The 11381-nt window shown below is 65.3% G+C and carries 12 protein-coding genes; 6 read left to right on the forward strand and 6 right to left on the reverse strand.

The window, feature by feature from the left end:
- Window positions 1-44: 44 nt before the first annotated feature.
- The 3 genes from AAFM92_07745 to AAFM92_07755 all read right to left on the reverse strand — a co-directional run bounded on the left by AAFM92_07745 (window position 45) and on the right by AAFM92_07755 (window position 3424).
- Window positions 45-1298, reverse strand: coding sequence for a sarcosine oxidase subunit beta family protein (locus AAFM92_07745; GenBank protein ID MEL7300261.1), 1254 nt, complete (start codon window positions 1296-1298; stop codon window positions 45-47).
- Between the two features lie 133 nt (window positions 1299-1431).
- A complete protein-coding gene (locus AAFM92_07750; protein MEL7300262.1) occupies window positions 1432-1875 on the reverse strand; it encodes a hypothetical protein in 444 nt (147 codons plus the stop codon).
- Window positions 1876-1993: 118 nt separating this feature from the next.
- Complete coding sequence (locus AAFM92_07755) at window positions 1994-3424, reverse strand: Glu/Leu/Phe/Val dehydrogenase (GenBank protein MEL7300263.1); 1431 nt, start codon at window positions 3422-3424, stop codon at window positions 1994-1996.
- Window positions 3425-3700: 276 nt separating this feature from the next.
- Between AAFM92_07755 and AAFM92_07760 the strand changes: the two genes are divergently transcribed.
- Genes AAFM92_07760 through AAFM92_07770 form a run of 3 tightly spaced genes read left to right on the forward strand, consistent with a single transcriptional unit; the run spans window position 3701 to window position 6567 of the window.
- A complete protein-coding gene (locus tag AAFM92_07760; protein MEL7300264.1) occupies window positions 3701-5428 on the forward strand; it encodes a pilus assembly protein in 1728 nt (575 codons plus the stop codon).
- A complete protein-coding gene (locus AAFM92_07765) occupies window positions 5428-5955 on the forward strand; it encodes a TadE/TadG family type IV pilus assembly protein (GenBank protein MEL7300265.1) in 528 nt (175 codons plus the stop codon). Before AAFM92_07760 ends, AAFM92_07765 begins: the two co-directional genes overlap by 1 nt.
- Before the next feature lie 3 nt (window positions 5956-5958).
- Window positions 5959-6567, forward strand: coding sequence for a hypothetical protein (locus AAFM92_07770; GenBank protein MEL7300266.1), 609 nt, complete (start codon window positions 5959-5961; stop codon window positions 6565-6567).
- Between the two features lie 6 nt (window positions 6568-6573).
- On the opposite strand, the gene AAFM92_07775 is transcribed toward AAFM92_07770, so the two are convergent.
- From AAFM92_07775 to AAFM92_07785, 3 genes are all read right to left on the reverse strand, one after another.
- Window positions 6574-7047: a hypothetical protein gene (locus AAFM92_07775; protein MEL7300267.1), complete on the reverse strand. Its 474-nt coding sequence runs from the start codon at window positions 7045-7047 to the stop codon at window positions 6574-6576.
- Window positions 7044-7997, reverse strand: coding sequence for an NAD(P)-dependent oxidoreductase (locus AAFM92_07780; GenBank protein ID MEL7300268.1), 954 nt, complete (start codon window positions 7995-7997; stop codon window positions 7044-7046). The genes AAFM92_07775 and AAFM92_07780 overlap by 4 nt, the downstream gene beginning before the upstream one ends.
- A gap of 75 nt (window positions 7998-8072) precedes the next feature.
- Window positions 8073-8672 carry a TetR/AcrR family transcriptional regulator gene (locus tag AAFM92_07785; protein ID MEL7300269.1) on the reverse strand — a complete coding sequence of 200 codons (600 nt, stop codon included), beginning with the start codon at window positions 8670-8672 and terminating at the stop codon, window positions 8073-8075.
- A 78-nt stretch (window positions 8673-8750) separates the two neighbouring features.
- On the opposite strand from AAFM92_07785, the gene AAFM92_07790 reads away from it, so the two are divergent.
- Genes AAFM92_07790 through glpX form a run of 3 tightly spaced genes read left to right on the forward strand, consistent with a single transcriptional unit; the run spans window position 8751 to window position 11365 of the window.
- Window positions 8751-9032: a hypothetical protein gene (locus AAFM92_07790; protein MEL7300270.1), complete on the forward strand. Its 282-nt coding sequence runs from the start codon at window positions 8751-8753 to the stop codon at window positions 9030-9032.
- Between the two features lie 60 nt (window positions 9033-9092).
- A complete protein-coding gene (locus AAFM92_07795) occupies window positions 9093-10379 on the forward strand; it encodes a homoserine dehydrogenase (protein MEL7300271.1) in 1287 nt (428 codons plus the stop codon).
- Between the two features lie 23 nt (window positions 10380-10402).
- Window positions 10403-11365, forward strand: coding sequence for a class II fructose-bisphosphatase (gene glpX, locus AAFM92_07800; protein ID MEL7300272.1), 963 nt, complete (start codon window positions 10403-10405; stop codon window positions 11363-11365).
- The last annotated feature ends 16 nt before the right edge of the window (window positions 11366-11381 follow it).

Here is an 11381-nt window from a genome sequence, read left to right on the forward strand (position 1 = left end):
CGCGCCGCACGCGCCACGAATTTTTGCAAGAATTCGTGACACCGTCAGTGGAGGTTGTGCTGGGCACCGGTCCCCTCCTCGTCCATGAGGCCCACCCCGCTGCGGAAGCGGTCGAGCCGGAAGCCCGCCGCCGGGGCGTGGTGGTTGCCCGTCGCCAAGAGATGCGCCGTCGAAAAGCCGGAGCCCGGCACCGCCTTGAAGCCGCCGTAGCACCAGCCGCAATTAAGGATGAGGCCCTCGGTCGGCGTCTTGTCGATCACGGGCGAGCCGTCCGGCGTCATGTCCATGATCCCGCCCCAGCTCCTCAGCACCTTGGCCTTCCCGATCATGGGCATCAGCGTCATGCCCGCTTCCAGCACATGCTCGGCCATGGGCAGGTTCCCGCGAGAGGCATAGCTGGCGTAGAAATCGAGATCGCCGCCGAAGACGAGCCCGCCCTTGTCGGACTGGCTGATATAGAAGTGCCCCATCCCGTAGGTGATGACGTGGTCGATGCAGGGCTTGAGGCCCTCGGAGACGAAGGCCTGCAGGATGTGGCTCTCGATCGGCAGCCGCATGCCCGCCATGGCCGCCGTCTGGCTGGAACGGCCCGCGGTGATGAGCGCCACCTGCTTGGCCTTGATCGCCCCGCGGGTCGTCTGCACGCCCGTCACGACCCCGCCTTCGACGTCGATGCCCGTCACTTCGCAATTCTGGATGATGTCGACGCCGCGCATGTCGGCCCCGCGGGCATAGCCCCAGGCCACGGCGTCGTGCCGGGCCGTGCCGCCCCTTGCGTGATAGAGGCCTCCGTAGATGGGAAAACGGGTCTGCTCGAAATCGAGGTAGGGCAGCTTGGCGCGCACGCCCTCGCGGTCGAGGAGCACCGCGTCGTCGCCCTGCGAGAGCATCTGGTTGCCTCGGCGCACGAAGCCGTCGCGCTGCCCGTCGGAGTGGAAGAGGTTGATGATGCCCCGCTGGGAATGCATCGCGTTGAAGTTCGTGTCCTCTTCCAGCCGCTCCCAGAGCTTGAGGGAATGCGAGTAGAACTCCGAATTTCCCGGCAGCATGTAATTGGCGCGCACGATCGTCGTGTTGCGCCCGACATTGCCGCCGCCGATATAGCCCTTCTCGAGCACCGCGACGTTGGTGATGCCGAATTCCTTGGCGAGGTAGAACGCTGTGGAGAGGCCGTGCCCCCCGCCGCCCACGATGACGACGTCATAGGCCGCCTTCGGCTCGGGGCTGCGCCAATGGGGCGTCCAGCCGCGATTGCCGGTGACGCCCTGTTTCAGGATCTCCCAAGCTGAAAAGCGCATTGTCCTCCCCGTCCTCGCTGGGAGGAAACCCCATCGCCCGCGCCGCGCCAAGGCCCGCCGCGACACGCCGCGTCGTTTTTGCGCGGCGCCGGGGTCAGAGAGTGCGGTCAGCGGGTGAGGTCAGCGGGTGAGGTCAGAGAATGGTGGCAGACACCATGCGGGTGGTCATATGCGCGTCGAGGCCGCGAATGTCCTCGAGCTGCCCGCGGACGGTGATGCGCTGCCCGTGCTCGAGGCGGGCGGCAGGGTCGGCAAGCTGCACCTCGAGCGCCGTGCCGTGATCCGCGCCGCCGCACCACGGGCACACGCCCATGTCGGAGACGAGGATGAATTCGCTGATCTCGGCAGACACCTTCACCAGATGCAGATAGCCGGTGACCTCGTAGAGATCGCTACCGTCATCCTGCGCCACCGGCATCAGGAACCGCCCCTCCTGCCCAGCGATGGCCTCTCCCGCGAGCGGCGCTTGCACCGTCTCGGCCGCGAACGCCGGAAGCGCCGGGGCAAGGATGGTGGCCTGCACCGTGGCGATGGCGATCGTGCTGGTGGCGAGCTTGGTGGTCTTCATCGGCGTCATGGAGGTCTCCCTGCATTGTTGCCAGCGTCATACCCCATGAAGCCGTGGACGCAAAAGGCCCGGCAGCCGCGCTCCGGCAAATTACCGCCACGCCGTGGCGGGGAGGACTCAGGCCGGTCTAAAGCCCCTTGGCCTCATAGGCCTTCGCGACCTTCCCGATGGAGACGAGATAGGCGGCCGTGCGCAGGTCCGGCACATCAGCCCGCGCGCGCCACACCTCCGCCATGGACTGATAGGCCGCGCGCATCGTGTCATCGAGACCCGAGCGGACGAGCTCGAGCTCCCCGGCCCCGCGCAGGTACTTTTCCTTGAAGTTCGGAGACAGCGTCCAGTTGATGGAGCTGTCGCGGCTGATGCGCTCGAGCTCGTCGACGATGAGCTGGTGGCGCTGCTCTTCCTGGCGTCGCTGCATCCGGCCGAAGCGGATGTGGGAGAGGTTCTTCACCCATTCGAAGTAGGACACCGTCACGCCCCCCGCATTGGCGTACATGTCCGGGATGATCACCGTGCCCTTGGCGCGCAGGATCTCGTCGGCACCGGCGGTGACGGGGCCGTTCGCGGCCTCGATGATGAGCGGCGCCTTCACGCGGGAGGCGTTGTCCCGGTGGATCACACCCTCGAGCGCGGCGGGCACGAGAATATCGCAGGCCAGCTCCAGCACGCTCGCGCCGTCGGCCTCGTAGGTCCCGCCTGGGAAGCCTTTGACGCCCCCGGTCTCGCGGATCCACGCCTGCAGCGCATCCACATCGAGCCCGTCGGCATTCGTCACCGCGCCGTCCCGCTCGATGACGGCGATGACGCGGCAGCCATCCTCCTCGCTCAGGAACTTGGCCGCGTGGTAGCCTACATTGCCGAGGCCCTGCACGATGACTGCCTTGTCGGACAGACCGCCCGACAGCCCGGCGGCGCGCACGTCCTCGGGGTGCCGGAAGAACTCCTGGAGCGCGTACTGGATGCCGCGTCCCGTGGCCTCTGTCCGGCCCTGAATACCGCCCGCGTTCACCGGCTTGCCCGTTACGCAGGCGCGGCCGTTGATGTCGGTGGTGTTCATCCGCTGGTATTGGTCGGACATCCACGCCATCTCGCGCTCGCCCGTTCCCATGTCGGGCGCGGGCACGTTCTGGGCGGGATCGATGAGATCGCGCTTGATGAGCTCGTAGGCAAAGCGGCGCGTGATCCGCTCGAGCTCATCGGCGTCCCACGCGCGGGGATCAATGCAGAGCCCGCCCTTCGAGCCACCATAGGGCGCGTCTACAAGTGCGCATTTGTAGGTCATGAGGGCCGCCAGGGCCTCCACCTCGTCCTGGTTCACGGCGAGCGCATAGCGGATCCCGCCCTTCACCGGCTCCATGTGCTCGGAATGGACCGACCGGTATCCGGTGAAGGTGTGGATCTGACCGCGGAGTTTCACGCCGAAGCGGACAGTGTAGGTGGAGTTGCACACGCGGATCTTTTCCTCGAGCCCGGGGGGCAGATCCATCAGCGCCACGGCCCTCGAAAACATGATGTCCACGCTCTCGCGAAATGTCGGTTCACCTGCACGGTCCATGGCAACTCCTCCCAGAAAAGCCGGCGCCTCTGCGGCGCCTTCCGGGGAGCTTAGGCGATTCTATTCACCGCGCTAGCCCTCCTCTCCGCCGCCTTCGAGCCGTCCAGCGGAAGCAACAATCCTTAACGCGCTTCATCATTGGTGAGCAGTCAGAACCGATAGAGGCGCTCAAATCCCAATTCTGGCCAAAAACCTCATTTCCGCCCAATTTCAGCCCCCTATCACAGGCAACCACGCAACCGGGACATTCCGTGCCCCAGTGTTAAAGGGTGTAAGATGGGCAAGACAAAAGCCACAACGAAACGCGGTCGTATGGGCCGCGCTTACGCGTTGGCACATCGCTTTGTGCGCCGGTATCGCCGGGACGAAGACGGTACGATCGTGGTCATCGCGCTTCTCACGTTCCTGCTCATGGTGATCATGGGCGGTGTGGCGATCGATATCGCCCGGATGGAATTCGAGCGCACCAAGGTGCAGCAGACCGTCGACCGGGCCGTGCTCGCCGCCGCCAACCTCAACAGCACGCAGGATCCCAAGGAAGTGGTGGAAAGCTACTTCGAGGCCTCGGGCCTCAAGGGCAAGCTCGGCGGCGTGACCGTCCAGAACTCGCTCAACGGCAAGACCGTCTACGCGCAGGGCGACAGCGAGATCGCCACCATGTTCATGCACATGGTCGGGATCGAGAGCCTCGCGGCAGACAGCGATGGCGGCGCGCAGGAGCGCGTGACCGACGTGGAAATTTCCCTCGTGGTCGACATCTCTGGCTCCATGGGCTGGGACAATGCCGACGGCACGGAGTCGAAGCTCGACACGCTGAAAAGCGCGGCGGAGATCTTCTTCGACGAAGTGATTGCCGAGCAGACGGACGAGACCGGCATCACGGCCGTTTCCGTCATCCCCTACAACGACAAGGTGATCGCTGGCGAAGAGCTGCTGTCCTACTTCAACACCACCGACTGGCATGAAGAGACGAGCTGCCTGCGCTTCTACGATGACGACTTTCTCCAGCGCCAGCTGAGCCGCACGCTGCTCGTGGAGCGCCTGGGCTACTTCCATGCCTATGGCAACAGCTATAACCAGCCCGCGCCCGCCAATGCATGGTGCCCGGTGAAGCCGGCGCATGAGATCCTGCCGTTCCAGACCGACAAACAGACGCTTGTGAACTTCGTGAACGCGCTCGACGATGGCGGCGGCACGGCGATCGACAACGGCGTCAAGTGGGCCGCGGCGCTCCTCGATCCCGACGCCCGCGACATCGTGAATGGCATGATCGCCAACGAGTCCGTCGACGGGATAATTCAGAACTGGCCGCGCGAGTACGGCGAAGAGGACACGATGAAGGTCGTCGTGCTCATGACCGATGGTGAAAACACGACCCAGTACGACCTCAAGCAGGACGTGAAGACACTCGATGGCTGGTCCGCCGCGCTGTCGGACGTCTACTACTCCGACGAGTGGGGTGCATCCGAAGCCCGCGACGGCTTCCTCGTCCGGTTCCCCGACAACGACGATGACGAGGAATGGTACCGCCCGCGCAGCTGGTGGACGACCGGGGACGACGTGCACTACCACGACGACGATATCCCCGACGACCTCATCCGGTTGACCTACCAGCAGCTCTATCTGCGCTTCACGACGACCGATGCCGCCAACTACCTCTATCGCTACTCGGATCCGGGCGGCTACTGGTACTGGTCCAGCTACTACGAGCGGTACATGTGGGCCGGCGTCATCCCGCCGCAGTTCAACAAGGTCGCCTACCCCTGGGATGACCACGACATCTACGAGGAAACCGACGAACGCCTCGAGAACATCTGCGACGCGATCAAAGACGAGGAAATCATCATCTTCTCCATCGCCTTCGAGGCCCCCCAGGCCGGCGAGGACGTCATGAAGTACTGCGCCTCGTCCACTGGACACTACTACAACGTGAACGGGACCGACCTCGAAGCGGCCTTCACCTCCATCGCTAGCCAGATCAACCATCTGAAGCTGATCCAGTGATGCGCAGGCTGATCTCAAAACTTCGCCGGGGGAGGCGCGACGAGGACGGGGCGATCACGGTCGATTTCGTGATCACCTTCCCGATCTTCTTCATGTTCCTGTTTGCGTCGTTCGAGCTGAGCTTCGTGATGATGCGTCAGGTCCTGCTGGACCGCGGCGTGGAAATGGCCGTCCGCGAGGTGCGCCTGAACTCGTTCAATCCGCCCGAATATGACGAGCTCAAGCGGATGATCTGCGAGGGCGCGGGCCTGATCCCGAATTGCGACAACGCGCTCAAGCTCGAGATGTATCGCGAGGATCCCCGCGGCACGTTGTTCCTGAAGCCGGAGCCGGACTGCATCGACAGGTCCCTGCCCGTTCAGCCCGCCTCGATCTACGAGACCGGTGGCCCCAACGAGATCATGGTCGTGACGGCCTGCGTGAAGTACATGCCGTTCTTCCCGACGGCCCGCCTGGGCGAAACCATCGTCGACGAGTTCGGTGAATACGGGCTCGTGGCGACAAACATGTACGTGACGGAGCCGTAACCCATGGCGACGCTGATCACTTCCCTGCGCATCCGCATGCGCCTTCTCGCTGAGGCCCTCAGGAGCGACACGCGCGGCAACGTCTCCATCGAGGCGATCATCCTCGTGCCGATGCTCTTCTGGGCCTACATGATGATTTATGGCGTGTTCGACGCCTACCGGAAGCAGACGGACGGTCTCCGGGTGTCCTATGCCGTGGCCGACGCGATTTCCCGCGAGGAGAATGCCATCGACCAGCAATATCTCGACTCGATGATCACGCTCGCCGATTACATGACCAACTCGCCCTCACCCGTGACGCAGCGTGTGACGATCGTGTGCTATTCCGCGGAAAACACGGAATACCACGTGGCATGGTCGAAGACGTCCGGCGGCTACGTCGAAGAGCTCCCGCCGCATACAAATGCGACGCTGAACCAGAGCGATCACCGCCTCCCCGAAATCGTTGTCGGTGACCAGGTCATCCTCGTGGAGACCTTCGTGCACTACGCGCCGCTGCTCAACCTGTCGATCACGCAGAAGATGTTCGATTACTGGACGTTCACGCGGCCGCGCTTCACCAATCAGGTGAAATACGAGAACGAAGACGAGTGGGTCTGCCCGGCCGCCTAACCGCGGCTAGGCCTCCCGCTCGGCTATGAGCGCCTCCAAGGTCTGAGCCATGGCCTTGGCTTGGCCCGAATTGGTGATGCCCCCGATCCCCAGACGACGCCCAATCCGCCAGTAGACGCCGGGCACGTAGGCGCGTGGCTGCGGATCGACGAGGCGGAGCAGGAAACCCTGCGACGGCTTCATGGCAAAAACCCCGCGCTCCACGCGCTCGATATCCTGCACCCGGGCGAGAACATCGCCCTCGCGTGTCGCAAGGACCTCGCGCGTGAGCTCGATCACCGTCGCCGAACTCTGAAACTGCCACCAGGCGAGCCAGCCCGTCGCAAGCCCCGCCAAGAGGAAGAGCGCGCTCAGCAAGAAGTCCGGCGCGATCAGCAGTGAGAGATAAATCAGGATCGCCGCCAGCATCCCCATGGTCATCGCTGAAAAGATGCGCCGCCCCGGCGACGGGTGCAGTTCGACCAAGACCTCTGCGCTCATCTTGCGACGATGACCTCGCTTCCCGCTTCTTCCGGTTCCTCATCCAGCATCTCAGCCGGAAAACCCGGCGCGCGGATATCAAGGCCCGTGGCTTCTTCCAAGCGCTTGATGACATTGGGGCTGAATTCTCGCGGGCCGAAGCGCGAGATACCGTCCTGGAAGATGCGGATGAGCTCCGGGTTGAGTTCCACCGGCACGCCCGCGCGGTCGGCGATATCCTGGAAAAGGCCGATATCCTTGGCGACGAGATCCATGGTGAAGGAGATGTCGCGGGAGCCGTTCAGGATCACCTGGCTTTCGGTCTCGTGCACGAAGGACGTGCCGGAGGAGATGCGGATCGCCTCGTAGGCCGTGCCCATGTCCATGCCCGCCCCCTTCGCCACCGCGAGCGCTTCCGCGCAACTCACGAGATTTGCCGTGGCGAGATAATTCGTGATTACCTTCAGGACGCTCGCGGATCCCAGCGGGCCCGTATGCAGCACCCGCCGCCCCATGACGGTCAGGAGCGGCAGCACACGCTCGAAGGTCGCCCGCGCACAGCCCGCAAAGATCGAGATGTTGCCCGTTGCCGCGCGATGGCAGCCGCCGGACACCGGGCAATCCACCGCCTCCCCGCCCCGCTCGATGACCATGGCCCCGAGCCGTTTGACCTCCGCCTCGTCGGTGGTCGACATCTCCATCCAGAGCTTCCCGTGCCCGATTTCTGCGAGCATCTCGCCCATCACCGCGTCCGAGGCGGCCGGATTGGGCAGGCAGGTGATCACGGCATCGCAGGTCCCCATCAGCTCCGGCGGCCCGCTCACCCGGCCCACGCGACCCGGCGCTTCCGCCAAGAGGCCCGCCACCAGATCGGCATCGAGATCATGGACCGCGACGTCCACCCCGTTGCGCACCAAACTCCGCGCGAGCTTGCCGCCCACATTCCCCAGCCCGATGAATCCGACTCTCACGGCGCCCTCCCACGCTTTGCACGCGACGCTCGCACCAAGCCCGGCACGCGTCCAGCACAGATCAGGTTGAGGTGTTCAGGCGCGGACGCGAAGCGGCGCACCAACGAGGCGGCGGGCCATCTCGACATAGTGCTGCGCCACATCTTCGGGGCCGAGGCGCCCGCCCGGGCGAAACCAGTTCGTGGGTCCCGTCAGCATGGCGATCAGCGCAAACGTGGCGACCTTGGTGTCGGCCACGTCGAAGAGCTTGCCCTTGCCGGCCCTCAGGATCGTCTCGAGCTTGTCCTCGTAGGCGCGGCGCAAGGCCTCGATCTGCGTGAAGTTCGCAGGCTCGAGCGATCGCAGCTCCATGTAGGAGATGAAGACGAGATCCACGCGCTCGAGATGGTAGAGGATGTGAAACCGGACGAACTCGTCGAGTGCCTCGCCCGGGTTTCCGCCCTTGAGCTTGGCGCTGGCCGAAAGCAGGTCTTCCATGTGCCCGCGCATCAGCTCGAAGAGCAGCGCTTGCTTGTGGGGCACGTAATTGTAGATGGCGCCCGCCTGCACACCGACCTCCGCCGCGATCTGGCGCATGGAAACCGCCGCGTAGCCGTGTTCGGCAAAGAGGCGCAGGGCCACGGTCTGGATCCGTGGGCCGGTGATATCCGAATGAGAGCCTTGTTTGCGGGCCATGGGCGGATCGTTACCGCTAACCCCACGCAGTACAATACAATCTTGCCGTCCTGCGGCCACGCGCCCTAGGGTCGGGCTATGTTTCGCTCCGCCATGGCCCTCGCCGCGCTCGCGCTGATGACCGCTTGTGCCCAGATCCCCGAGCTCGATGTTGCCGCGCGCCAGAGCGCTGCGGATGCGGAGCCGCTGCCTTTTCTCGACACCGTGGAGATGGCTGGTCTCGGCGCGGCGGAGACCGCCCCGGAGGACGACACGTCTCTCGACGCGCGGCTCGAGCGGCTACGCGCGCGCGCGGCGGCCCTACGCGGCCCGGTCTTTTCCGGCAGTGACCGGGCCCGGCTCACGGGCGCCCCCGGCTAGTCGCGTTGCACCTCGCCAGCCAGCGGCCTAAAGGAAACAAAATTCCGGGAGGCACAGGGCATGGCGGCACCGCTACGCATCGCAATCGCAGGTTTGGGCACCGTGGGCGTCGGCGTGATCAAGATGATCCGCCGCCAGCAGGCACTCATGACCGCGCGCACCGGCCGCGCCATCGAGATCGTGGCCGTCTCCGCCCGCTCCCGCGACAAGGACCGCGGTGTCCCGATCAAGGATTATGCCTGGGAGGACGATCCTGTCGCCATGGCGCGGCGGGACGACGTGGATGTCTACGTGGAGCTCATGGGCGGCGAAGACGGCCCGGCCAAGGCCGCCACGGAGGCGGCACTCGCCTCCGGGAAGGATGTCGTCACCGCCAACAAGGCCATGCTCGCCATCCACGGCCAGACCTTGGCAGAGCAGGCCGAGGCGGCTGGCCACGTGCTCCGCTTCGAGGCGGCGGTGGCCGGAGGCATCCCGGTCATCAAGGCGCTCACGGAAGGCCTCGCCGGCAACGAGATCACCCGCGTCATGGGCGTCATGAACGGCACCTGCAACTACATCCTCACGCGGATGGAAAGCGCCGGCCTGCCCTATGACGAGGTCTTCGCGGAAGCTGACGCCCTGGGCTATCTCGAGGCCGATCCCACGCTCGACGTGGGCGGGATCGATGCAGGCCACAAGCTCTGCCTCCTGTCTTCCATCGCCTTCGGCACGCAGGTCGATTTCGACGGCGTGGAGCTCGAGGGCATCGACCGGATCACCATCGAGGACATCCGCCAGGCCGCCGACATGGGCTACAAGATCAAGCTCCTCGGCGTGGCCCAGTTCACAGGGCGCGGGCTCGAACAGCGCATGTCCCCCTGTCTCGTGCCCGACACCTCGCCCCTGGGCCAGCTCGACGGCGGCACCAACATGGTGGTCCTCGAAGGCTCGGACGTGGGCCAGATCGTGCTGCGCGGCGCGGGCGCGGGCGAAGGCCCCACCGCGTCTGCCGTTCTCTCCGACATCCTCGACATCGCCCGCGGCACGCGTCTGTCGACCTTCGGCCAGCCTGCCGAGGGCCTCGTGAAATCCTCGCCGGCGCGCGCCGTCACCGCGGCGCCCTACTACCTGCGCATGGCGCTCGAGGATCGCCCCGGCGCGCTCGCCAAGGTCGCCGCCATTCTCGGCGAGGCGGGCATTTCCATCGACCGCATGCGCCAGTACGGCCACACCGACGAAACGGCGCCCGTCCTCATCGTCACCCACAAGACCACCCGCGCCGATATCGATGCCGCCCTCGACGCCTTTGCCGCCACCGACGTCATCGCCGGCAGCCCGGTGACACTTCGCATCGAAGCCGTCTGATCCAGAAGAAGAAGGAGGAGCCCATGGCCCCCAAAGACTTCAACGACCGCATGCTCTCCCTCGGCCTCGCCCGGGTCTCGGAGGCCGCCGCTTTGGCCTCTGCCAATTGGATCGGTCGCGGGGACGAAAAAGCCGCCGACCAGGCCGCCGTCAACGCCATGCGCGAGCAGCTCAACAAGCTCGACATCCGCGGCCGGGTCGTCATCGGCGAGGGCGAGCGGGATGAAGCGCCCATGCTCTATATCGGCGAGGAAGTGGGCGCGGGCAAAGGCCCGGAGGTCGACATCGCGCTCGACCCGCTGGAGGGCACGACGCTCACCGCTAAGGACATGCCCAACGCGCTCACCGTCATCGCCATGGGTCCCCGCGGCGCGCTGCTGCATGCGCCCGATGTCTACATGGAAAAGCTCGCAATCGGTCCGGGCTTCATGCCCAACGTGGTGACGCTGGACATGGCCTATGGCGAGCGCGTCAAGCGCATGGCCCGCGCCAAGGCCTGCTCCACCGAGGACATCACCGTCTGCATTCTCGACCGGGAGCGCCATCAGGACATGATCGACGAGGTGCGCTCCACGGGCGCTGCGATCCGCCTGATCACCGATGGCGACGTGGCAGGCGTCATGCACTGCGCGGAGCCCGACCTCACGGGCATCGACATGTATATGGGCCTCGGCGGCGCGCCCGAGGGCGTCCTCGCCGCCGCGGCGCTGAAATGCATGGGGGGCCAGTTCTGGGGCCGCCTCACCTTCCGCGACGACGACGAGAAGGGCCGCGCGGAGAAGGCCGGCATCGAGGATCTCGACCGCATCTATACCCGCGACGAGCTCGTCTCCGGCGATGTCATCTTTGCGGCCACTGGCGTGACCGACGGCTCGCTCCTCCCCGGCATCAAGCGCGAGGTGGGCTATCTCACCGCCGAGACCATCCTCATGCGCTCGAAAACCGGGTCGGTGCGCCGCATGACCTATCGAAACCCGGTTCAATAGCGCCTATCCACAGCTT

Source organism: Pseudomonadota bacterium, from assembly GCA_038533575.1.
In the GTDB taxonomy this organism is placed as follows: domain Bacteria; phylum Pseudomonadota; class Alphaproteobacteria; order Rhodobacterales; family Rhodobacteraceae; genus Shimia_B.

Coding starts and splice junctions, on each gene's coding strand:
- AAFM92_07745 (MEL7300261.1), bottom strand. CDS start 1,298: ATGCGCTTTTCAGCTTGGGAGATCCTGAAACAGGGCGTCACCGGCAAT.
- AAFM92_07750 (MEL7300262.1), bottom strand. CDS start 1,875: ATGACGCCGATGAAGACCACCAAGCTCGCCACCAGCACGATCGCCATC.
- AAFM92_07755 (MEL7300263.1), bottom strand. CDS start 3,424: ATGGACCGTGCAGGTGAACCGACATTTCGCGAGAGCGTGGACATCATG.
- AAFM92_07760 (MEL7300264.1), top strand. CDS start 3,701: ATGGGCAAGACAAAAGCCACAACGAAACGCGGTCGTATGGGCCGCGCT.
- AAFM92_07765 (MEL7300265.1), top strand. CDS start 5,428: ATGCGCAGGCTGATCTCAAAACTTCGCCGGGGGAGGCGCGACGAGGAC.
- AAFM92_07770 (MEL7300266.1), top strand. CDS start 5,959: ATGGCGACGCTGATCACTTCCCTGCGCATCCGCATGCGCCTTCTCGCT.
- AAFM92_07775 (MEL7300267.1), bottom strand. CDS start 7,047: ATGAGCGCAGAGGTCTTGGTCGAACTGCACCCGTCGCCGGGGCGGCGC.
- AAFM92_07785 (MEL7300269.1), bottom strand. CDS start 8,672: ATGGCCCGCAAACAAGGCTCTCATTCGGATATCACCGGCCCACGGATC.
- AAFM92_07790 (MEL7300270.1), top strand. CDS start 8,751: ATGTTTCGCTCCGCCATGGCCCTCGCCGCGCTCGCGCTGATGACCGCT.
- AAFM92_07795 (MEL7300271.1), top strand. CDS start 9,093: ATGGCGGCACCGCTACGCATCGCAATCGCAGGTTTGGGCACCGTGGGC.
- glpX (MEL7300272.1), top strand. CDS start 10,403: ATGGCCCCCAAAGACTTCAACGACCGCATGCTCTCCCTCGGCCTCGCC.